This is a genomic window from Myxococcus sp. CA040A, assembly GCF_013336725.1.
Classification (GTDB): Bacteria; Myxococcota; Myxococcia; order Myxococcales; family Myxococcaceae; genus Myxococcus; species Myxococcus llanfairpwllgwyngyllgogerychwyrndrobwllllantysiliogogogochensis.
In genome coordinates this window covers 876,394-898,297 of sequence record NZ_JABUMR010000001.1, presented here as the reverse complement: position 1 = coordinate 898,297, position 21,904 = coordinate 876,394, and the positions used below count along the sequence as shown (strand labels likewise).

The 21,904-nt window shown below is 69.2% G+C and carries 20 protein-coding genes; 13 read left to right on the top strand and 7 right to left on the bottom strand.

Translation table 11 applies throughout. The annotated features are described in order from the left end of the window. Window positions 1–181 precede the first annotated feature (181 nt). From HUA75_RS03765 to HUA75_RS03740, 6 genes are all read left to right on the top strand, one after another. Window positions 182–2,191, top strand: coding sequence for a YgiQ family radical SAM protein (locus HUA75_RS03765; protein ID WP_174461435.1), 2,010 nt, complete (start codon window positions 182–184; stop codon window positions 2,189–2,191). Between the two features lie 63 nt (window positions 2,192–2,254). After that, a complete protein-coding gene (locus tag HUA75_RS03760; protein WP_141645073.1) occupies window positions 2,255–2,899 on the top strand; it encodes a hypothetical protein in 645 nt (214 codons plus the stop codon). Between the two features lie 124 nt (window positions 2,900–3,023). Further along, the gene (locus tag HUA75_RS03755) at window positions 3,024–3,575 is read left to right on the top strand and encodes a dihydrofolate reductase family protein (RefSeq protein ID WP_254627354.1); all 552 of its coding nucleotides are present in this window, start codon (window positions 3,024–3,026) and stop codon (window positions 3,573–3,575) included. Then, complete coding sequence (locus HUA75_RS03750) at window positions 3,572–4,567, top strand: RNA polymerase sigma factor (protein WP_371746050.1); 996 nt, start codon at window positions 3,572–3,574, stop codon at window positions 4,565–4,567. Before HUA75_RS03755 ends, HUA75_RS03750 begins: the two co-directional genes overlap by 4 nt. A 175-nt stretch (window positions 4,568–4,742) precedes the next feature. Next, complete coding sequence (locus HUA75_RS03745) at window positions 4,743–5,864, top strand: DUF3142 domain-containing protein (protein ID WP_174485545.1); 1,122 nt, start codon at window positions 4,743–4,745, stop codon at window positions 5,862–5,864. Beyond that, window positions 5,851–7,872, top strand: a complete 2,022-nt coding sequence (locus HUA75_RS03740; RefSeq protein WP_174485544.1) for a hypothetical protein — start codon at window positions 5,851–5,853, stop codon at window positions 7,870–7,872. Before HUA75_RS03745 ends, HUA75_RS03740 begins: the two co-directional genes overlap by 14 nt. A 19-nt stretch (window positions 7,873–7,891) precedes the next feature. Here HUA75_RS03740 and HUA75_RS03735 read toward each other — a convergent pair whose 3' ends face one another. Beyond that, window positions 7,892–8,560, bottom strand: a complete 669-nt coding sequence (locus HUA75_RS03735) for a cyclase family protein (RefSeq protein WP_141645076.1) — start codon at window positions 8,558–8,560, stop codon at window positions 7,892–7,894. A gap of 185 nt (window positions 8,561–8,745) precedes the next feature. Between HUA75_RS03735 and HUA75_RS03730 the strand changes: the two genes are divergently transcribed. Continuing rightward, the gene (locus HUA75_RS03730; protein ID WP_141645077.1) at window positions 8,746–9,225 is read left to right on the top strand and encodes a hypothetical protein; all 480 of its coding nucleotides are present in this window, start codon (window positions 8,746–8,748) and stop codon (window positions 9,223–9,225) included. A gap of 55 nt (window positions 9,226–9,280) precedes the next feature. Here the strand turns inward: HUA75_RS03730 and HUA75_RS03725 are convergent, their stop codons facing one another. Next, a complete protein-coding gene (locus HUA75_RS03725) occupies window positions 9,281–10,198 on the bottom strand; it encodes an RluA family pseudouridine synthase (protein WP_174461439.1) in 918 nt (305 codons plus the stop codon). A 320-nt stretch (window positions 10,199–10,518) separates the two neighbouring features. On the opposite strand from HUA75_RS03725, the gene HUA75_RS03720 reads away from it, so the two are divergent. The 3 genes from HUA75_RS03720 to HUA75_RS03710 all read left to right on the top strand — a co-directional run bounded on the left by HUA75_RS03720 (window position 10,519) and on the right by HUA75_RS03710 (window position 14,084). Then, window positions 10,519–12,342, top strand: coding sequence for a Hint domain-containing protein (locus tag HUA75_RS03720; protein ID WP_174485543.1), 1,824 nt, complete (start codon window positions 10,519–10,521; stop codon window positions 12,340–12,342). Window positions 12,343–12,464: 122 nt separating this feature from the next. Further along, window positions 12,465–13,202, top strand: coding sequence for a hypothetical protein (locus tag HUA75_RS03715; RefSeq protein ID WP_174453199.1), 738 nt, complete (start codon window positions 12,465–12,467; stop codon window positions 13,200–13,202). A gap of 138 nt (window positions 13,203–13,340) precedes the next feature. Continuing rightward, window positions 13,341–14,084, top strand: coding sequence for a hypothetical protein (locus tag HUA75_RS03710; RefSeq protein ID WP_141645483.1), 744 nt, complete (start codon window positions 13,341–13,343; stop codon window positions 14,082–14,084). Window positions 14,085–14,152: 68 nt separating this feature from the next. On the opposite strand, the gene HUA75_RS03705 is transcribed toward HUA75_RS03710, so the two are convergent. The 4 genes from HUA75_RS03705 to HUA75_RS03690 form a co-directional block, all read right to left on the bottom strand. After that, window positions 14,153–15,766 (bottom strand): NAD(P)/FAD-dependent oxidoreductase, encoded by a 1,614-nt coding sequence (locus HUA75_RS03705; RefSeq protein WP_174485542.1) that lies wholly within the window; start codon window positions 15,764–15,766, stop codon window positions 14,153–14,155. Between the two features lie 118 nt (window positions 15,767–15,884). After that, window positions 15,885–16,274 carry a hypothetical protein gene (locus HUA75_RS03700; protein WP_141645481.1) on the bottom strand — a complete coding sequence of 130 codons (390 nt, stop codon included), beginning with the start codon at window positions 16,272–16,274 and terminating at the stop codon, window positions 15,885–15,887. A gap of 153 nt (window positions 16,275–16,427) precedes the next feature. Next, window positions 16,428–17,327 carry a phosphatase PAP2 family protein gene (locus tag HUA75_RS03695; protein ID WP_174485541.1) on the bottom strand — a complete coding sequence of 300 codons (900 nt, stop codon included), beginning with the start codon at window positions 17,325–17,327 and terminating at the stop codon, window positions 16,428–16,430. Next, the gene (locus tag HUA75_RS03690; protein ID WP_174485540.1) at window positions 17,320–18,258 is read right to left on the bottom strand and encodes a fatty acid desaturase; all 939 of its coding nucleotides are present in this window, start codon (window positions 18,256–18,258) and stop codon (window positions 17,320–17,322) included. Before HUA75_RS03690 ends, HUA75_RS03695 begins: the two co-directional genes overlap by 8 nt. A 75-nt stretch (window positions 18,259–18,333) precedes the next feature. Here HUA75_RS03690 and HUA75_RS03685 point away from each other — a divergent pair, with 75 nt between their 5' ends. From HUA75_RS03685 to HUA75_RS03675, 3 genes are read left to right on the top strand one after another with little or no spacing between them, the layout of a single operon-like run. Beyond that, the gene (locus HUA75_RS03685; RefSeq protein WP_174485539.1) at window positions 18,334–19,308 is read left to right on the top strand and encodes a DUF3419 family protein; all 975 of its coding nucleotides are present in this window, start codon (window positions 18,334–18,336) and stop codon (window positions 19,306–19,308) included. Then, on the top strand, window positions 19,305–20,225 hold the full coding sequence (locus tag HUA75_RS03680; protein ID WP_174485538.1) for a GNAT family N-acetyltransferase: 921 nt from the start codon (window positions 19,305–19,307) through the stop codon (window positions 20,223–20,225). Before HUA75_RS03685 ends, HUA75_RS03680 begins: the two co-directional genes overlap by 4 nt. Further along, window positions 20,195–20,908, top strand: a complete 714-nt coding sequence (locus tag HUA75_RS03675) for a TenA family transcriptional regulator (RefSeq protein WP_174485537.1) — start codon at window positions 20,195–20,197, stop codon at window positions 20,906–20,908. The genes HUA75_RS03680 and HUA75_RS03675 overlap by 31 nt, the downstream gene beginning before the upstream one ends. Window positions 20,909–20,927: 19 nt before the next feature. On the opposite strand, the gene HUA75_RS03670 is transcribed toward HUA75_RS03675, so the two are convergent. Next, window positions 20,928–21,833 (bottom strand): MBL fold metallo-hydrolase, encoded by a 906-nt coding sequence (locus HUA75_RS03670; RefSeq protein WP_141645475.1) that lies wholly within the window; start codon window positions 21,831–21,833, stop codon window positions 20,928–20,930. Window positions 21,834–21,904 lie beyond the last annotated feature (71 nt).

Below are 21,904 nucleotides of genomic sequence, written 5' to 3'. Positions count from 1 at the left end.
ATATCCATGAATTTCAGGATACCGCCTCCAGCCCCCACTCCGGCCGGCCAGTCGCCCACGGGCCAGGAAGGCGAGGTGGGCACGAGGCCCCGCTGGGTGTACACCCCCGCTCCGCCCTGTTTGCTTCGTGGCTCGGGGGGTGTTTAGGAGAGACGCCCCCGACGCAGCCCGCCCCACCGCTATGGCCCTTCCGACTCGCTACGCCCATCCCTTCCTGCCCATCACCCGTGCCGACATGCAGGCGCGTGGCTGGGAGCAGTGCGACATCATCATCGTGACGGGAGACGCGTACGTGGACCACCCGGCCTTCGGCCCGGTGCTCATCGCCCGCTTCCTGGAGGGCCGAGGCTTCAAGGTGGGCATCATCCCCCAGCCTGACTGGCACTCGGCCGAGCCCTTCAAGGCCCTGGGGCCGCCGCGCATGTTCTTCGGGGTCGCCGCCGGCAACCTCGACTCCATGCTCAACCGGCTCACGGCGCAGAAGAAGAACCGCTCCGAGGACCAGTACAGCCCCGGAGGCCGCACCAACTGCCGCCCGGACCGCGCCACCATCGTCTACGCCCAGCGCTGCCGCGAGGCCTACCCCGACGTCCCCATCGTCCTCGGCGGCATCGAGGCCAGCCTCCGCCGCATCGCCCACTTCGACTACTGGAGCGAGAAGGTCCGCCGCTCCATCCTCTTCGACGCCAAGGCCGACCTGCTCGTCTTCGGCATGGGCGAGCGCCCCATCATGGAAGTCGCCGACCGCATGAGGAACGGCGAGCGCATCGAGGACATCCGCGACGTGCGCGGCACCGCGTACCTCATCAGCGACGAGCAGATGCGCGTCCACGAGGCCGACCCGGCCAAACGCGCCGCGGACCGCAAGACGGTCGTCCTGCCGCCCTACGAGTCCGTCGTCACCGACAAGCAGGCCTTCGCGGTGATGAGCCGCGACTTCCAGATGGAGACCAACCCGGGCAACGCGCGCCCCCTCGCGCAGCGCCACGGCAACCGCGCCATCTTCATGAACGCGCCCGCGCTCCCGCTGGAGGACGGCGTGGGCAACCCCGCCACCGGTGAGAAGACCGTGGCGATGGACGAGCTGTACGACCTGCCCTTCAACCGCGTCCCCCACCCCCTCTACAAGAACGAGGGCATCCCCGCGTACGAGACGGTGAAGCACTCCATCGTCCTCATGCGCGGCTGCTTCGGCGGCTGCACCTTCTGCTCGATTACCGAACACGAAGGCCGCGTCATCCAGAGCCGCTCGGCGGAGAGTGTGCTGCGCGAGGTCCGCGCGCTGCGACGCATGGGCGACTTCCGAGGCACCATCACCGACCTCGGCGGCCCCACCGCCAACATGTACAAGCTCAAGTGCAAGAGCGAGGACATCGAGAAGCGCTGCCGCAAGCTGTCCTGCGTTCACCCGGGCGTGTGCGAGAACCTCCAGACGGACCACGGCCCGCTCATCAGCCTGATGAAGGACGTGCGCGAGGAGGAAGGCGTCAAGCATGTCTTCATCGCCAGCGGCGTCCGCTACGACCTGGCCGAGCGCTCGCCGGAGTACGTGAAGGAGCTGGCGGCGCACCACGTGGGCGGACAGCTCTCCGTCGCGCCCGAGCATGTCTCGCCGCGCGTGCTGGAGAAGATGAAGAAGCCCGGCATCGAGAGCTTCGAGCGATTCCAGGCCATGTTCGCCTGCGCCAGCGAAGAGGCCGGCAAGGAGCAGTACGACATCCCCTACTTCATCAGCGGCCACCCCGGCTCCACACTGGAAGACATGGTGGACCTGGCGCTGTGGCTGAAGAAGAACGGGAAGCGGCCTCGTCAGGTGCAGGACTTCATTCCCACCCCCATGGCCATGGCCACCGCCATGTACTTCACCGGCATCGACCCGCTGAAGATGGAGCCCGTCTACACGGCCCAGGGTCTGCGCGAGAAGCGGCTGCAGAAGGCGCTCCTGCTCTACTGGAACCCGGAGCACTGGCCGCTGGCGCGCGAGGCGCTGAGGCAGGCAGGCCGCTCGGACCTCATCGGCCGGGGCCCGCAGGCGCTCGTCCCTCCGGAGACGCCCGCCGAGGCCGCTCGACGTCAGCGCACCGAGGCACGCGACGCCGACGACGCACCGCGCGACACGCAGGCCCCCGCCGCGCAGCCTCGTTCCGGGGGTTCCCGGGGCCCGGGACGCCAGGGCTCGCGACCGCGCTGAGGAAAGTGACAGGGATTGCGCGGGGCTTTGAATAAACCGCGCGGCGTTGCGTCGGGGGGCCACATGCTCCCCTTCCTCGCCCTGCTGCTGCTGGCCTCCGCGCCGCCCACGCCCCGCGTCGAGCTGCCACCGCCACCGCCACCACCTCAGCCCACCCCTGAATGCATCAGCTCCCAGGGGCGCACGGTGTGCGGCTTTCAATGCAAGACGAGCGTCTCCGACATCGACTGCGCCCAGACTCCCTACGGGACGTGCGAGGTCACCAATGGAGGCGTCTACTGTTGGGACCCGCCACGGGTGGCCATCCAGCACCCACCGCTCACTTCCGTGAGCCCCGAGTGCAAGTCCGTCCGGGGCAAGGTGGCCTGCGGCTTCAACTGCCGCCTGTTCAACGGCGAGGTGGCCTGCAACGACACGCCCTACGGTGTCTGCAGCACCCACTTCGGGAAGCTCGTCTGCTGGGACCCGCCGGAGAGCGTCATCCACGAGTACGCCGCCGAGACACCCAGGCCCCGCTGCGTCAATGCGTCGGAGGCCGTGGCCTGCGGCTTCGATTGCAAGGCCACCCGCACGGAGGTGCGCTGCGCCAGCACGCCTCGGGGCGTGTGCAGGCTGGTCGACCAGAAGTTCACCTGCTTCGACCCGCCGTCGCTCCTGCACTGCGACCACAGCCAGCCGCCACGACCCGCACGCGCCCACGCGCGCTGAAGCCCGTCACCCCACTGTGCTGGAAACGACCCTTTGTGACGAGGGGAAGTATCCTTCTGGGGCGCCGGTTCGTCTGACGGGGATGACAATCCAGGAACCCAGCAATCGTCGCCTTTTTGTCTCCATGATCGTCTCGCTCGACGGGTTCATCGCGGCCCCCGACGGGCGGCTCGATTGGTTCGAGGACGGCAATCCTCAGTTCGAGCAGTACTGCGAAGAGATGATCGACTCGGTCGGCCTGGCGCTGTACGGACGGCGCTCGTACGAGGAGATGCTGGCCTACTGGCCCAACGCGGAGCTCACCCCCCGTTCTCCCCAGGACCTCGTATTCGCCCGCAAGATGAACGCACTGCCGAAGGTCGTTCTGTCGCGGACGCTCGAGCATGCCGCATGGAACAACACCCGCATCATCAAGGAGCACATCGCCGAGGAAATCACCGAGCTGAAGCGTCAACCCGGCAAGCCGATTGTGGCGTGGGCCGGCGCGGGGCTCGTCTCGACCCTCACCCGGCTTCGACTCGTCGATGAGTATCGGCTCATCATCCATCCGGTGCTCCTCGGGCGAGGCACACCGCTCTTCAAGGACATCGAAGCCCGACAGAAGCTGAAGCTGGTCCGAACGACCCAGCTCGGTCAGGGCCTGGTGGTCCTCTGCTATGAACCGATGACACCGTGAGCAAGTCGCCCCCCGAAATCAACGCGCTGAGCGACGAGGTGAAGTCGTCCTGGCATCGGTTCCTCGACGTCTTCGAGCCGATGCGTCCCGAGCTCTTTCGCTACTGCCGCCACCTCACACGCAGCCCGTGGGACGCGGAGGACCTGGTTCAGGACACCCTCGCGAGAGCGTTCGTGACGCTCGGGACGGTGTTCATGGCGCTTCCAAATCCGCGCGCGTGGATCTTCCGGGTGGCCTCGAACCTCTGGGTGGACCGCATGCGGCGCATGCGCCTCGAGCTCACCTTCGAGGCGCCCGCCGATTCGGCGACGGAGCCGGACCCTCGGGCACCACGCGAGGCCGCTGGCTCCTTGCTGGTGCGGCTGTCTCCCCAGGAGCGGGCCGCGGTGGTCCTCAAGGATGTGTTCGACTTCTCGCTCCAGGAAATCGCGGACGCACTCTCGACGACGGTGGGCGCGGTGAAGTCCGCGCTCCATCGGGGGCGGGGCCTGTTGGCGGTGCCCGAGGAGCCGATGACTCGAGCACCCGCGCCCGCGGTGCTGGACGCGTTCTGTGCGGCGTTCAATGCCCGGAACCTGGAGCGACTGACCGACCTCCTGCTCGACAGCGCCAGCGTGGAAATCGTCGGCGTCGTCACTGAGTACGGTCAGGACGCACCGAAGAATCCGGACACCGGGTCTTTCGCCGGAACGCTCGCGCCCATCACCTTCGACGAGCGGGGAGGCGTCCCGCCCCATCTGCTCGAAGGGTACCTGTCGACCAGCCCTCGCTGCGAAGTCCGCGCGTATCGCGGCTCGCCCATTCTGGTCTTCTGGTACGAGCACGAAGAGGGTCCCCTGGTTCGTACCGTGATGGCCGTGGAGACGGACGGCGAGCGCATCGTCCGGGTGCGCAACTACTTCTTCACCCCGGATGTCATCGCCGAGCTGTGCACGGAGCTGGGCGTGCCCTACCGGGTCAACGGCTATCGCTACTGGGTGGATGGCCGTTAGGAGCCGAGGAAGGTCCGTCCAGAGGGGGAACGGCCCCCGCGGCACGTGAACGGACCCGCCTGGCATTCAGGCGGAACGCGGGGGTGCAGCCCACGTCATGCCGTTGTGGCACCATGGTGAGGCGTGGGCTCACGCGCCTGTCGACGAGCCACGCGAACTCCTCCCGCGCTTCCGCATGAGCACCCCACCCCTGTCCTGGCCAAGAGTCCTCGCGAGCTTCGCGAGCGTGGGGCTGTGCCTCCTGCTCTGCTGTGCCCGCGCCCCCGCTCCCCCGCTGGGACACGAAGTCTACGTGTGGCAGCGGGACTGGAGCCCGGAGCTCGGGCACGCGCTCACGCAACTGCCCTCGGAGCTGGGCGCCCTGCGAGTCCTCGCGCGGGAGCGCTCCGGGGCCACGCGGGTCGCAGTGACAGTGGCGGTGGACGTGCCGGCCCTGGCGAAGACGGGGCGCGAGGTGGTGGCCGTCCTCCGCGTGGACGGGACGGCGCCGCTCGACGGCGTGTCGCTCCAGGAAGTGGCGACGCTCGCCCGCGACTGGAAGGCGCGCGGCGTGCGAGTCCGGGGCGTGGAGGTGGACCATGACTGCGCGACCTCTTCCCTGCCCGCCTACGCGGACTGGCTCGCGCGTGAGCGGAGCGGGCTCGGAGACCTCTCGCTCTCCATCACCGCGCTACCCACCTGGGCGAACTCGCCCGCCCTGGAGCGCCTGACGTCCATCCCCGACGACATCGTCGTCCAGGTGCATGCCGTGCGCGCCCCTTCCCTCTTCACCCCCGAGGAGGCCCGCGGCTTCATCGAGGCGTGGGCCAAGGCCTCGTCCCATCCCTTCCGGATTGCCCTGCCCACCTACCGCGCGCGGCTTCGCGACGGACGACTCCTGACGTCCGAGCCCCACGAGGTGTCGCGCCTGCTCACCCACCTGAGGGAGCACCCGGTGAAGGGCGTGAAGGGCATCGTCTGGTTCCGGCTTGGACACGCGGGCGACTCGGAGTCCTGGAGCCTGAGCACGCTGTCGGCGGTGGTGCGCGGCGAGAAGCTCACGCCCCGACTGGAGCCCCGGCTGGTGGACGCGGGAGGCGGCACGCTCGACATCGTCCTCGAGAACACCGGCCGCGTGGACACCGAGGCGCCCGCGCGCCTCACCCTTTCTGGAAACCTGGAGGTCCTCGACGGCGTGGGCGGCTATGCCCCGCGAGGGACCTCACTCGTGGCGCGCACGCCTCCCCGCCTGCGCGCTGGCGAACGACGCGTCATCGGCTTCGTGCGGGGAACCGAGGTGTCACTTGTGGCTCCGTAGTCTGCTGGCCTCCCTGCTCGTCCTCATGCTGCTCGCGCCGGTGCGCTCGGCCGATGCCTGCGGACCCGACTTTCCCCATCGACTCCTCGTGGACCGCGCGGGCACCCTCGGCGAGCTGCCAGACGGCGCCTTCTCGCTCGAGGCCACACGACTGGCTCCCAAGCCCCTGGAGTCGTTCCGGGTGATGGAGGGTGGAGACGAGCCCGTCGATGCACGCACAGGCGGCGGGGCACGGGAGACGGAGCTGTACGAGGCGGGCGCCAGGGCCTTCACAAGCGGAGATGCGCAGACGGCGCGCGCCCGCTTCAACGACGTGCTCGCGCTGCCGGCCGGGGAGCGCCGCCACTACTCCACCTTCGCCGCCTTCATGCTGGGCCGCAACGCGGGCGCGGGCTTCGAGCAGGACGCGCAGCACGGCTTCGAGCGCACGCGGCAGCTCGCGCGCGAGGGCTTCGACGACCCGCTGGGCCTCGCGGTCGCCAGCCTGGGCGAGCAGGCGCGCGGCCTGCTCCGGGCGGGAGACGATGCTGGCGCCATCCGGCTGTACGCGGAGCAGGCCGCCCATGGGAGCGGAGGCGCGGTGACCTCGTTGCTCATGGTCGCACGCGCGCTCGCCCGCGATGAGGCCCGGCTCCACGCCGCGCTGAAGGACCCGATGGCGCAGCGGCTCATGACCACCTTCGTGTGGACGCGTGGCCAGGAGTGGTACTGGTCCGAGGACACATCGGGCGGTGGCCTCGCCGCCGTGCTGGAAGCGCTCGCGTCGGTGCAGGGGCTGGCGGGAGCGGACCGGTTGGCGGCGGGCGCCTGGCGCGCGGGTCGGTTCGACCTGGCCGAGCGTTTCGCCCAGCACGGGCAGACCCCGCTGGCGGCGTGGGTGAAGGGCAAGCTGGCGCTGCGCCGGGGAGACCCGTCGTCCGCGGAGGTCTATCTGTCGGAGGCCGCGCGCGGGCTCCCGGCGTCGGAGGACTGGGTGGGCGAGGGAATGGTGCCGCGCCGTCCCCTCTGCCGCGTGGAGGGAGAGCGCGGGGTGCTCGCGCTCGCGCGAGGTGACTTCTTCCAGGCCGCCGAGCGGATGCTGGCGAGCTGCTCCTGGCCGGACCTGGCCTACGTGGCGGAGCGGGTGCTGTCCGTGGACGAACTCCAGCGCTTCGTCGCGGCCCACCCGCCCTCCGGCGAGGAGCGCTGCAAGCCCGAGGTGGGGCAGCTCTGGTACGACGATGACGTCGGCGAAGGGGCGGACCTGTCTCAGCGGCTGCGCCTGCTGCTCGCGCGGCGCCTGCTGCGCATCGGGCGCGCCGATGAAGCGCTGGAGCACTTCCGGGGCACGCAGTGGGAAGGGCCCGCGCGCCAGTACGCCGACGCGCTGAAGCAGAGCACCCTGGCCCACGACGCCGTGACTCAGGCGGAGGCGCTGTTCACGGCGGCGAAGCTCGCTCGCGGCCTGGGCCTGGAGATGTTGGGCACGGAGGTCGCCCCGGACTGGGGCTGGGTGGATGGAAACTACGACCTGGGCACCTACGAGGAACAAGAAGAGCTCTCAGCCGGGGCGGAGCAGTCCCGGGAGGCCCTGGCCGGAACACCGCTCCTCGGAGTGCCGGAGCAGCAGCGCGTGCAATCGCATGCGCCCCCGTATCCGTGGCGCTTCCACTATCGCTCCACGGCGGCGGACCTCGCCCAGCGGGGCGCGGCGCTCCTTCCTCCGCGCAGCCAGGCGTACGCGATGATGCTCTGCCACGCGGCGCGCTACGTCTCCAGCAGCGAGCCAGAGCGCGTCCAGCGGCTGTGGCAGACGTACCTGAAAGTGGGCGCCGCCATCGACGAGCCCTGGTGGTCCTTCGGGCACTCCTGTCCCGAGCCGGACTTCGAGAAGGTCCGCGACCAGCAGGCCCAACAGGCGCTGGGCAAGCGCCAACGACTGATGATGTTGGGCGGCGCGCTGCTCTTCCCGGCGATGCTCGGCGCCGCCTTCTACCTGCGCCGCAAGCGCCGCGCGACGAGCCCCTGAAGACCGTGAGGCCCGAGCCTCAGCGCCGCCGGAGGATGGCGCGCGCCGGTGCGCCGTCGCCTCCCGCGATTCGCAGAGGCAGGCAGACGAGGTCGTACGTGCCCGCGCTCACCGAGGACAGGTCCAACCCCTCGATGATGCAAACCCCCGCGCCCAACAGTGCCTGGTGGGTGGGCACGCCCTCTTCCGGACTGCCGATGGAGAGGTAGTCGATGCCCACCGTGCGAACACTCCGCTCCGCCAGGTAGCGCGCGCCTTCCAGGGACAGGTACACGAAGTCCGGCAGGAATCGCTGCGCGGCCCAGCCCCGCGAGGAGTTGGCCGTCTTGAAGAGGACGCGCTCTCCGGGCTGGACCGCGTGCGCCTTCAGCTCATCCACGCGGATGGCGCGGGGGTCTCGAATCTCCAGCACCCGGGCCACGCCAAGGAGGCTGTCGAAGGCCAGCGCGTCCACGCCCTCCGCGCCCTGGACGAAGTGCGCGGGCGCATCGACGTGCGTGCCGGTGTGCGCCCCCAGGGACAGGTGGGAGACGGTGGCGTCGTCTCCACGCTCCAGGGCCTGCACCCGGGTGATGCGGACCTCCGGGTTGTCCGGCCAGTGCACCATCCCGTCCCGCAGGGGCACGGAGATGTCCACCCATGTGGCGGACTCACGGGAGGGCACGTTCGTCTCGGCAGCGGTCTCCATGAGGCTCCAGGGTGGACACGAAGCGCCCTGCTGGCGCCCAGGGCTGGCAGGCACACGGGCCGTCTCGCCCGCCGAGGGACCAGGAGAGTCACCGCCCCCGCGTCCACCCGACCACCTTTCCTCCCGGGACAGCGTCGGCTAGGTTGCGCCGCCTTTCATTTCCAAGGGTTGAAGGAGTTTTGATTATGCCGAGGACTTCCCAGGAGCAGACCCAGGAGCGCCACGCGTTCCTGCTCACCCTCTTCCGCCAGCAACCGGACATCAGCAGCAAGGATGCGCTGGAGTCCTTCAAGACGAAGTTCGGGGCGACCATCAACCTGAAGACCTTCAACCAGCTGCGCGCGGAGGCCGAGGAGGAGGTCGCTTCCACTCCCGTCGCGGAGGAGCCTGAGGTCGAGGTCGAGAGCGCGCCGGAGACCGTGGTGGAGGACGCCGCCGCCCAGCTCAAGGCCGCCGCGACGCCGGAGGCGCTCAACGGCGCCGCCCCCGCGAAGAAGCCCAAGGCCAAGGGCACCGGCTCGAAGAACGTCTTCGTGGACGCGCCCAAGGAGCACCTGACCTTCCTGGAGAGCATCGTGCAGCAGCTCCAGGAGGCCGGTGCCGCCAACGTGCGCATCGACCACTCCACGGACCGCTGGATGGTCCTCGTGGTGGACCCGAAGTAGTTCGCCGTCCGCCGGACTCCACGCCTTCGAGTGGAGTCCGGCCCCGCGCCCGCGCTCAGCGGCGAAGCAGGGCCAGCGCGCGCTGGAAGTCCTCGGGCAGCTCCGCCTGGACTCGCACGGGCTGACCCGTCAAGAGACTCGGCAGCTCCAGGCTGAACGCATGGAGCGCCTGACGCCCCAGCGCCTTCGCCGCGGGATGCTCGCGCGCGGCCTCCGTCCCGTAGAGCGTATCGCCGAGCACCGGGAAGCCCGCCTCGGAGAGCTGCACGCGAATCTGGTGCGTGCGCCCCGTGTCCAGGTCCACCTCCAGCAGCGCCGCTCCGTCCAGCCGCTCGCGCACCTCGAACGACAGCGCCGCCCGCCGCGCGGAGGGCACCTTCGTGGTGAAGCGGCGCGGGTCCTGGGGATTGCGCGCATAGGGCCCCTCCAGGCGTCCGTGCTCCGGAGGCTGGCCCAGCACGAGCGTCCAGTAGCGCTTGTCCACCTGCTTCTCCTGGAACGCGCGCAGGAGCGCCGCCGCCGCCGGGTCCGTGCGGGCGAAGGCCAGACAGCCGCTCGTCTCACGGTCCAGGCGGTGCACCACGCCCGGCAGCGCCTGGCCCTCCACGTCGAAGGGAGGGCGCTGCGCGGCGAGCAGGTCGATGACGGAGGCCGCTCGCCCCTCCGGCTCCACGACGAGGCCCGGCGGCTTGTCCACGATGACCAGCGCCGCGTCGTCGTGGAGCACCGTCAGCGTGGGCCCTTCCACGGAGGAACGCGGCGAGGCGCGCGGTTCCGGCCGCTCGATTTCGAGTTCCTCTCCGCCCCACAGCTTCCGCGTGGGCTGACACTTCTTGCCCCGGATGCGCACCCCACCCGCTTCGATGAGGGCCCGGGCGCGCTCCAGCGAGAAGCCGGGGACGTGCTTGGAGATGAATCGATCCAGCCGCTCTCCGGCGACCTCGTGGGGGACAGGGACCTTCTGCAGCGCCATGGCTTCACCCCGTCCCTCATGCGGCGCACGGAGTCAATGTGCGCGTGAGCCTGTCCCTGAAGCACCCCTGAAAACACGGGGCGCCCGGACCTCTACGCTCGACGAGACAATCCTTCACATTGGAAGCGAACATCACGATGCGACGGGATGGGTCGTCCCTGACCGATACACAATGCCATATGTCAGACGTTGACTTTTCAACACGGAGCGTATGACAGTGCTTATCCGGGCTCACCGAGGGCCTGCTCAGAGGGGGAGTCATGAATTTTACTCACGGTCGTCGTGCGACCCGTCTCGCCATTCTCGCTACATGCCTGTCTTTGCTACCCGGGTGTCCCTGGGTTATCAAACCCCAACCCAAGCCCAAGACTGTCGAAGAGCAGCGTGAGGCCGTCGTCGCGCACTTCGAGAAGCGCACGCCGCACGAGGACTTCGTCGAGCTGGATCTGGCGAACGACGACCATTACGAGTACGCGAAGCACCGGCTCCAGGAGGCCGTCGCGGCGCAAGGTGCAGCGGGAGCCAAGGGGCTCGTGGCGCAGCAGACGCCTCCCAAGGACTTCTCGCGCGCCCTGAAGACGCTGGACGTCGCCCGGGCGAAGGCCGTGCGCGGAGGTCCGCAGCCGAAGCCCACCGAATGGAACTGCGACCACTTCCTCCACATCGAGGACTCGCGCACCGCCGGAGGCAAGGGCGCCCAGCAGGCCGACAACGCCCAGGCCCAGGCCCCTCGGCCCACGCTCCAGATTCGCCCCTACGCCACCTGCGCGGGTGGTTCGACCCACGTCTTCACGGACGTCACCGCGTATGAAAGTGACCTGGCGGGCAAGAAGCGGACGGTGCTGTCGACGAGCGCGAACGAGGAGCACAACGACGGCAGGACGTTCGACGACACCACCGTGTCCGTGACTCCGTCGATGGAGGCCAACCGCAAGGTCATCATCGAGTCGATGATGGTGGCGCACAACGACAAGACGGGTGAGGAGCACGTCTCGTTCGCCAGCCTGGAGACGTCGCTGGTGGCCACGCCCCAGACCTTCACGCTGGTCCATCCGCACTTCGCGGGCCCGGGGCCTCGGCCGGACATCAACCTCACCACCTGCCAGCTTCGCGGCGGGGCGGACTGCGACTACGCGATGGTGGCCAACGCCGGCGGCACCCTGGCGCCCTTCCCGGCCCAGTCCACGGGGCTCGCGCTGCGCAAGACGGGGGCCCCCTGGACGGGCGACCCCACCGCCTACTTCCCCTTCAAGCCGGGCTCCGCCTTCGACTTCACCAACATCTACATTCCCCTGCAGGGCACCTTCGACGCGGGGGCCTCGGCGACGGCGGACTGCACCATCCAGGCGATGAAGAACGGCGCGACGACGACGCGGCTTCGCCTCATCAAGACGGAGTCGGGCGGCACGTGTACGACGCTGGCGGACCTCTCGGACGCCTTCCCGGTGGGCGCGAGGACCAGCACGATTCAGCAGCTGGTCAACGTCTCGCAGAACACCACGGCGTCCGGCGGCGCGGGCTGCACCATGGAGCGCATCGTGAATGAGCCGGTGGTGCTGTCCATGACGCTCTACGGGTTGTCGACGTGTGGCGGCCCGGCGATTCCGCGCATCGTGACCTTCACGAGCACGGCGCTGCCCGCAAACCCCTTCAACCTCAACGTCCTCAACAGCTGCCTGGCGGAGGGCACGCGAATCACGATGGCGGACGGGAAGCTGGCGCCCATCGAGACGCTGCGCGTGGGTGACAAGGTGCGTGCGAACGCGGCCGGCCGGGTGCTCACGGTGCAGGACTTCATCTTCGGGCGTGAGCCCAAGCCGCTGGTCCGGCTGCGCGATGACCAGGGCCACGACGTGCGGCTGACGGAGAAGCACCCGGTGCTGCTGTCCTCGGGCCTGGTGGTCGCGGCGGAGAAGGTCCAGGTGAAGGACACCGTGCGCACGCAGACGGGCACGGCGACCATCACCTCCACCGAGCGCGTGCCGTACGACGGCAAGGTCTACAACCTCAAGCTGGGCACGGCGGAGGAGCTGGAGTCGCTGAGCCCCAACGAGCGGACCATGTTCGCCGACGGGCTGCTCGTGGGCGACGACACCATGCAGCGCGAGCTGGAAGCGCCGCGTCGCGCCTCGGCCACGAAGTGAGGTGAAGCACCGGCACCCGCTGGCCGTCATGGCTGGCGGGTGTCTTCGTCTCGGCGGCGGGCCGTCCGGAGAGCCACCCTGCCCGCGCATCATGTCGGGTCGGTCGTGTAGGGTGCGGCCCCATGAGTTCCATCCCACTCGCCGGCGCCTATCGCTACACGCGCAAGGGGATGGGAGTGTTCCACCTGCCCTTGAGCCGGCCGTGGACGTGGGCGCTCACGCACCACGGCATGTGGAGCGTCTTCGTCCACGACGTGGAGCCCGCGCGTCCCGGTGTCCCCGAGCGACGCCACCCGCTCCACCCTCCCGAGGCCGTGCTCGGCTGCTGGCTCGCTCTCTACGCCACCCGTGAGTACGACGAGGAGGCCGTGGAGTGGCTGCGCGGGGCACACGGCCTGGAATGCCCCACCCGCGACGTGCTGCCCGCTGGCGCGTATGTCGCCATGGCCCGGCTCGCGGAGGTGTCCACCGTGGGCAACGACTCCCGCGCCTTTGGACGTGACGCCTGGTGGTGGCCCCCGGGTGCGTCCTGTCGAGGCACCGTGGCGTGGTGGTTGGAGGAGGTGCAGGTCTTCGAGCCGCTCGTGGCGGCCCCGGCCCAGCGCCTCGCGCCCATGGACCCGGAGCTGTTGCCGGAGCTGCGTGAGCGCGTGCGCCTGGCTCGCGACGGCATCTGGCGTCCCGAGGTCTACGCGACACCCGCCCCACCCCCTCCCGCGCCACGGGAGCCCGAGCCCCGCGTGCTTGCGCCCCCTGTCCCGACCGTACCGGTGCGCCGCGAACTGCCCGCCGACGACAGCCCCGTCGCCCCCATGGGCAGCGTCGAGCAGCTCGGCCTGTTCGGTGGCGGCGGTACCTGAGCCCCAAGGGAGGATGGCTGTCTTTCAATGCACGGAACCTCGCCGCGGGCTCGCGTCTCGCGCGGTCGTTTTGGCTGGTGCCCCGCCTTCCTTCCTCTACACTCCTTGTGAACCTACCCTCCCCATGGAGTTGACCTGATGTTCAGCGCTTTCTCGCGCCCCCTGCGATGCTTCGCCGCCACCGCCGCGCTCCTGTCCCTCGCCGCATGCGGTGACGACGACACGAAGGACCCTGTCCCCGAACCGCTGGCGTGCGACGCGCAGACCTATACGGAGGCCGTCCGCCACGCTGCGGAGCCCACGACCGAAGACATCTCCACGCAGCTGTGGGCCATCAGCCCGTCCAACCCGAACCTTGTCTGGAATGAGACCAAGACGGCCGTGCGCATGGCCATCTGGACCACCTTCCAGGGCTACACCCTGGGAGCGAACACGCTCTCTCGCGAGGTCTGGGTCACGGCCGCTCCCCAACTCCAGACATTCTGCAAGACGGTGTCCGCGGAGAACCTCGTCCCGCGCGTCAATCAGTATCTGGGATTGCCCCCGGCGACCGAAGGCGACAACGCGCGTTACATCGTCGAGCTGTGGGTGAAGCCCGGAGACATGTTCCGCCCCTGTCCGGACTCGGAGATCGACGACGGCACGTGCGGCCTCCAGTTCCCCACCACGGCCACCACCGAGCACAAGAACTGGATCAACGCCAACTTCGCCTCCAGCTATGGGTTCTGGCAGAAGACGCAGTACCCGTGGACGGGCCTGGGCTACACGTATGACTGGTGCAACGCCGACACGCGCGTCGGGGCCAGCGAGTTCGTGGTTCGCGCCACGTCCATCGTCGAAGTGACGGGCAAGTTCGAGCGCGCCGTCTACTGCGCGCAGTAACCTGCTCCCTTCGTGAGTGCGTGAGGGCGGGTCCGCTTCCGGCGGGCCCGCCCTTGTTACTCCACGGGTCACCCGGACGCCGCCGCCACGTTCGCCATCGCCAGGACGGCCTGGGCGGTGCTCCTCCCCGTCGCCGCCGCGCCCTCCATGTAGCCCTGGGCTTCGTAGAACGAGCTGGTGTGCTCACCCGCGAAGTAGAGATTGCCCACGGGTGTCCCCTCGGTTCCCGCGAGTGACGTGAACTGCCCGGGCCGATAGGACGAATAGCTTCCCAGGGCGTTCGGATTGCTCGGCCAGTGCTCCAGGTGCGCGACGATGCGCCGGTCCACGCCCCGCTTCACCGCGCCCGCCGTCCCCGGCACCACGCGGCCCATCGCCGCCACGAAGCGCTCCGCCTCGCCCGCCACGTTGCCTGGGTCCATGCCTGCCCCACGCGGCCCACTGGCGAAGTCCGTCAACACCGCGTCGCCCGCTGTCGCCCGCGTCGGGTTCGTCTCCCACGTGGCCTGATGGTTCATCAGGTCCGAGTAGCTCGCCCCACTGCACCCGCTCGCCCGCCACACCGGCCCGCGATACCCCACCATCATCTTCGCGTTGGTGCCGTACCCCAGCTCCCGGATGACCCGCGTCTTCCACGCCGGCAGGCCCAGGGACGCCGCCAGCTCCACCCGTCGCAGGACGGTGAACGGAACCGCGAGCACCACGACGTCATACGTCGCCGTGTACGACGTGCTTCCGCGCCGCAGCGTGAGCGAGAGCGCGCCCGTCGGAGTCTTCCTGACCGACTCCAGCCGCTCGCCCTGTCGGACCTGTCCCGGCAGACGCGCCGCCAGCTCGCGTGGAATCTGCTGATTGCCACCGAGCAGGCGATACCGCTCATCACTCTCGCCATACGGCTCGAACCGTCGACACTGCTCGGTCTGAATCAGGAACAGCAGGTTGAGACAGCTCAGCTCATCCGCTGCCTGGCCATACTCCGCCTCGTACGCGGCGATGATGGCGGCCTTCACCAGGGGCCCCGTGTTCCGGGCCTCCAGGTAGGTCACCAGGTCCAGCAGGTCGAACCGCCGGTCCAGCTCCGTGTGGTCGGCCGCCGTGGGCGCCTCGGACAGCCTGCTCAGGTCCTGGTTGATGGCCGCGATGAGCGGGCAGTACTCCTCCAGGATATCCGCCTCGGAATAGAGCTGTCCGCCAAAGAAGTAGAAGACGTCCCCCGGTACCCGCAGGAGGTCTTCCCGCTCCAGGTGGAATTCACGGGCATAGCCCAGCATCGTCGAGTGTCCAGAGTCGATGAACTCCCCGCCCCGCTCCACCACCTGTCCGGGGAAGATGACCGGCCCACCGAACGCGCCTCCCATCGAGAACACCCGGCCGCCCGTGCGCTCCCGGGCTTCATGCACCGTGGCCTGCACACCCGCGCACCTGAGCTCATAGGCACACGCGAGGCCCGCGAGCCCCGCACCGACGATGCCCACGCGAAGCGAGGCGGGAGGACGGGCCTCCTCGGCCCGCGCCGCCCGCACCGCCATTCCCATCCCCAGCGCCGTCACCCCCTTCAACACGGAGCGGCGGTCCATTCGAACCACGCGTCGGGCTTCGAGCGCGTTCGCCTCCGGTGACGCGGCGGCGAGCGCCTTCCGGGTGGTTTGTCGGAACAGGTCGAAGAGCGGCGTGCGGGGCATACAAAACTCCAGAAACGAGAGGGATTGCACCCTCTCACCTTCCAAAGCCTGTCGCGGCGCGCAGCGCTTGATACAAGGGTGCCTGTCATTGAACACCCCAACTGTGAAGCAGTGAGCCCTACCCGGCCCTGTAGCCCGTGGAGTGTCTGTCACGTGCGCGACGGGTCCTCGTGTTGGGGTGCGGGCGTCCGCCATTAAGGCGATGCTTGGGCTTGCGGCGGATGAAACCGCTTGCATCCCCGCGCCGGTAACAGGTGATGAGGCGCTCGTCATCACTCACCAGGACAATCCAGCCCCGCGCCTGCCGTGCCAGCGACGAGTCCTGGAGTTGCAAGGGCAGGTCGCGCTCCAGCACGGTGACATGTGTCACCCCCGCGGCGCGGGTCCGAAGTCCAAAGTCGAGGATGAGCTCGAGGACTTCCTGTCGAAGCACCCCGAGCGCGCTGCGCTCGAGGAACGTGAAGGTGGCGGGAGACGAGCGGGAACGGGACTGACGGCACCGGGCCATGGCGGCTTCCTCCTGTTGTCCCCTTGCCTTTCACGTGCCGTTCCAAGCCACCCCGCACGACATTCCGAGGACTTGCGGGGCCGTCCGTGGCCGTCCGCGCGACAATTCGTCAATGCCTCGCCAGGCGTGTGACAGCGAGACGCGGGCGACGTCTCAAGGACGGGGCTGAACCGCGGACCCGGAGCCCGCGAGGAGCCCGCACCGCCAGGACGCCCACCATGTCTGGAGACGTGGAAACACGGCGCTGAAGGCGATGAACCACACGACACCGGCGAGCAGGTCGACCGCGTAGTGGTAGCGCAGCACCAGGGTGGAGAGGATGAGCGCCGCCGCCACGGGCACCAGCGCCCGGAAACGCCAGGGATGCGCGCGCGCGTCATGACTCAGCAACACCAGGGTGATGTACACGTGCAGGCTCGGGAAGAGGTCGTAGGTGGACGAGCCGCTCGCGACGACGGCCGCGTTCAGCCGCGTCAGCCACCCTCCTTCGAGGGGCGCGGTGAACAACTCGGGATACGCCGCCATGGGGCCGATGGCCGGCACCAGGTAATAGCCCGCGATACCCGGCACGTAGGCCGAGAAGACGTGGCTGAAGAAGCGCTCCGCCCGCTCCCGGGGCCCCACCACCGCCCAGGCCATCGCGAGGTGGAGGTACACATGGAACGCGAGATAGCTCGCGCTGAACACGTCATGCACCCACGGCGCGCTCCACCGCTGGAACCAGGCCGACGGAGTGCTCCCTCCGAACACCCGCGCGTCCAGGCTGAACAGCCACGCGTCCTGGGTCTCGAGCCCCAGCGCGGGAATGGTGGTCTTCACCGACGCGTAGAAGAAGAACGTCGCCACATAGGCCAGCACCAGCCGCACCCGGAAGACGTGCGCCCAGGCGTCCAGCCGCGCGAGCACCACCACCGCGAGGATGAACAGGGCCGTGGCCCCCGCGACCTGGAGGAAGCTGACGGACCGCGTACCCGCCACGAGCAGGAGCGCGCACGACAGCGTCACTCCGAAGGTCGCCAGCAGCGCTTCGTGAAGGAAGGGGCGCTCAGACATCCGCGGAGGAGACCCGCCGGGCCTCTCGCATCAGGGCGCCACTGAAGACACCCCGGACGAACGAGAAATACGACGGGATGAAGGGCGCCCCCTGCTCGACGAGCTCGGTCCGCAGGGACTGGTGCAGCACCGGCAGGTTGTACCAGGGCACTCGCGGGTACAGGTGGTGCTCCAGGTGGTAGTTCTCATTGCACATGAAGAACCGCGTCACCGGATTGGAGAGGATGGTCCGCGAGCCCCGCACCGGATGACTGCTCTGCGTGAGGAAGGTGTGCTGACTCATGCCCCGGATGTTGACCAGCGTGTTGATGATGACCATGGGGATGACCCAGGCATGCAGCAACACGGGCCACGGCACGAAGACGCCCGCGAGCACCGCCCCCGCGACGACCATCGACACCTCGAAGGCAATCCACCGCTTCTCGGGCGCCGTCCCGTGCTTCCAGCCCAGGATGGGAATCATGGTGATGTACGCGGGATATCCGAGCAGCAACCGGCCCACGTGCATCGCCAGCTCCAGCCAGCGTCGTCCCGTGTAGTTGGCGTAGTGGTCGGGGTCCAACCCACCGCCCAGGTCCCGATGGTGCCGCAGGTGCAGCACCTTGTAGGCCGCGAGGTTCTGCAGCACGGGCCACGCGCACAGCATCCCGCCCAGCCGGTTCAGCCACGGCCGCGTGGAGAGCCCACCGTGCACGGCCTCATGGGTGAACAGGCTGATGCCGTGAAGCGAGGCCGCCGCGACGACGTAGAGCAGCCCGCGCGCGAGCCAGACCTGAGCAGACGGCAGGGCCTCCAGCGCGAGCACAGTGGCCCCCCATGCCGCCACACCGTAGAGCGCGAGGAACACCCCGAGCCGAGGCAGATGGCGGGCGTCGACCTGCTCCAGCTCACGCAACCGCTGGGGAGTAAGGGACGATGAGAGCGTCGGCATGGGCTGTTCCTGTGGGTGACATCATGCCCTACAATCCGCCCCCTCGCCGAAGCAACCCTCGCCCCCGCCGACGACTTGAGCACCACGCCCCCCCGTCTGAAATTCGCCGTCGTCCGTGAAGACCCGGAGCTGGAGCAGGAACTCATCGGGCGCACCCAGGCCCGAGCCCTCCTCACTGTCGCGTCCGGAGGCTGCACGCTCCTGACCCTGGCCCGGCGCAATCCATCCCTGGAGCTGGTGGGCTTCGACTTCAACCCTCGACAGCTCGCCCACGTACGGGAGAAGGCCGCGAGCCTCGGCACCGCGAGCCTGGAGGCTTTCAACGTGAGGGCCACCGACGCCACGGGACTGAATCAGCGCGGCGAGTTCGAGGGCCTGTTCCGCACCCTGCGCCACTTCCTCGAGGAGTTCGCGGCCCCAGCGCGCGAGCTGGCGGCCTTCTTCGCGCCCACGACCTCCGCCGCCGAGCGGTCCGCACTGCGCGACGGCTGGTTCGCCTCGTCCTACTGGCCGGTGGCATTCCAGCTCGCGTTCGCGGACCCGTTCCTCCACGCCATGTTCGGCCCGGCGGCGACCCAGCACGCGACGCCCGGCTCCTATCCCGGCTACTTCCAGGCGACCTTCGAGCGAGGGCTGCGGCGCGAGGACGCCCACCACAACCCCTACCTGCAGCACGTGCTGCTCGGCGCCTACCTTCCCGAGGACCGTCCCGAGTACCTGCGCGCGGAGGCGCCGCTCCCCGTCACGCTGGTGCAGGGCTCGCTCCCCGACGTGCCCGACCTGGGACGCTTCGACGTCATCTCGCTGTCCAACATCTTCGACTGGTCGGATGACACGCTCGTCGCCGAGTGGGCCGCGCTGCTGTCACGCGAGGCTCGCCCCGGCTGCGCCGTGTTGCTGCGACAGCTCAACAACCAGCGAGACCTCCGCCGCTTCTTCAGTCCAGCCTTCGTGTTCGACGACGCGCTCGGCAAGCGACTCCAGGCCCAAGACCGCAGCCTGTTCTACGAGCGCGTCGAGGTCGGCTTCCGACGGACCGCCTCACCATGAGCGGCGTGCGCTACGTGGTGTGCCGGCCGGACACGCTCGGCCCCTATGTGGAACGACTGCGCCAGCTCGAGCGGGGCATCGAGTACCCCATCGCCGACGGCGCCGACCACTTCTTCATCGACCACGGGCCCGAGTACCACCCCTTCTTCTCGTCCATGGGGGACGCGTACTTCCTGCTGGCGCTGCGCGGCGAACAACTGCTCGGCTCCGTGACGGGAATCTCCCGGCGGGTCTTCCGAAGCGACACCGCCGCCCAGGGCTTCTACATCTGCGATCTCAAGGTGGCTCCGCACGCGCGCGGCACGGGACTGGCGCGGAGGCTCATCTTCCAGGGGCTCACGCACCTGTTCCGCATCCCCGCGCTGCGCGGCATCCGGTTCCTGTACGGCGCCGCCATGCGGGGCGCGCGCGGCGACGTCATGCACACGGCGCGAGGCTGGAATCCGCTGCGCATGGGCCGGCCGGAGAGCCGGCTCGCGCTCTACTTCGTTCCCCCGGCGCGGCTCGCGGCGCTGGAGCTCGCGGGTGCTCCCACGCAGGTCCCAGGTGACGGGCTGGTGCTCGGGCCCTCGTCTGGCCGGAAGCTCGAAGGGGCGGGCTGGTGCACCACTTCAGGGAGCAAGGACCTCCAGCTCCGTTCGACGCAGAAACCCTGGCCGCTCGTGCACCTCGCGGCGCCTCCCGCCGCCTGGACCCGGGGTTGGGGGCACTACCTCCGGGAGTGCGGGCGGGAACTCGCCGGGCGGAACCCGGACACGCTGGCCTGCTTCACGCTCGACGAGCGATTGAAAGCGCAGCTCGACTGGCTGCGGGACGCCGGCATTTCTCCCGACACGGTCTGCACCGTCTATTCTCTCGACCTGACCCGACTTAAGGGAACCCCTGCATGGGTGCACCTTCCCTCCTCCGAAATCTGAACCTGCGTCACCACATCGCTGGCCTGAAGTCGGGCTGGAACGTCCTGGAGACGTCGTCGTACCTGCGCGCGCTGAAAGACGGCTCCTTCGAGCGGAGCGACTTCATCGAGACGCAGCTGCAGTTCTTCTCGGCGGTCGCGCACTTCTCGCGGCCCATGGCCCTGCTCGCCAGCCGCCTTCCCCGCCCCGAGCTCCGCCTGCCGCTGGTGGAGAACGTCTTCGATGAGCATGGGCGCGGCGCGCTCTCCCACGGCCACGAGCACACGTTCCAGTTGCTCCTGGAGCGGCTCGGCGCATCCGGGGAGCGGCTCCAAGATGGCGCCTTCGGTCCGGAGGTGCGCAAGTTCAACGTCGCGCTGACGGGCATCGCCGGCTTCGAGACGCCGCACACGGGCCTCGCCGTGTTCGGCATCATCGAGGACCTGTTCAGCGGAATCTCCGTGGAGCTGGGTCGCGGCATCGTCGCGCGAGGCTGGCTGACCGCGGACCAGGTGGTGCACTACCCCACGCACGCCACGCTCGACGAGGAGCACGCTGACGGCTTCTACCGCCAGCTCGACGCGCCCTACGACGCGTCACCCGCGGCCGCGCGCGACATCCAGCAGGGACTCATCCTGGGAGGCCACCTCCTCCTCGGCCTCTACGAAGACCTGTACCGGGCCCGTCGGCGCCGACAGGCCTGACACGTCCCGCGCACGTCCCTCAGGCGGCGCGGCCACCCGCTCCGGACGCGGGCTCCAGGTTCGGAGACGCGATGCCACTTCGCTCCGCCGTCACGGGCTGCGCCACCGCGTAGCGGTCCAGCTCCACGGCGCAATGCGCGGAGAAGACCTTCACCTCCGCCGAGTGCTCCCGCACGAGCGTCCGCAGCCGCTCCTGGTTCGCGAGGCGCGCCGCGTTGTCCGTCGAGCGCAGCCGCTGGAAGAGCGCCAGGCCCGGCGGACTGCGCGGCGACACGGGGTTCAGCTCCTTGTGGTTGAAGTAGGCGTCACCCGCGTGCAGCAGCCATGACCCTTCCGTCTTCACGGCGACACCGCAATGCCCCGGCGAGTGCCCCACGAGCGGCACCAGCAACACCTCCGTGGACAGCCCCGGAATCACGCGCACCGCGTCGAAGCCGAACCACCGCTCCCCTTCCACCGCGTACTGCCTCCAAGACGGCTGGTGCTCCCACTGCACGGGCCGGTAGCCGAACTTCGCGTTCTTCGCCGACGGCACCATGGCCGCCGCGTGCTCGTCACGGAAGACATGCACCTGCGCGCCAGGGAAGTCCGCGAGCCCGCCAATGTGGTCCAGGTCGAAGTGCGTGGGGATGATGTGACGCACGTCCTCGCGCCGGAAGCCCAGTCGCTCCACCTGCGCGACGGCCGTCTCCCGAGGGTCCAACCGGGGCGAGTTGCGGCGGAGGAAGCGCTGGCCCAGTCGGGTCGGGTCCTGGAGGTCCTTGAGCCCCAGCCCCGTGTCGACCAGGACGAGGCCATCATTCGTCTCGATGAGGAGGCAGTGGCAGACCATCCGGGCCCGCGAGAAGAAGCCGCCTTCGCCCAGGACGAAGCGCGCGCCGCCGGCGGGACACAGGGTGCCGCAGTTGAGGTGATGGACTCGCATGAAGGTTCCTCGGGGGAAGCAGGGGTGTCGTGCCCTCCCAAGGTAGAAACGCGGGCCTCGGGTCGATTGGA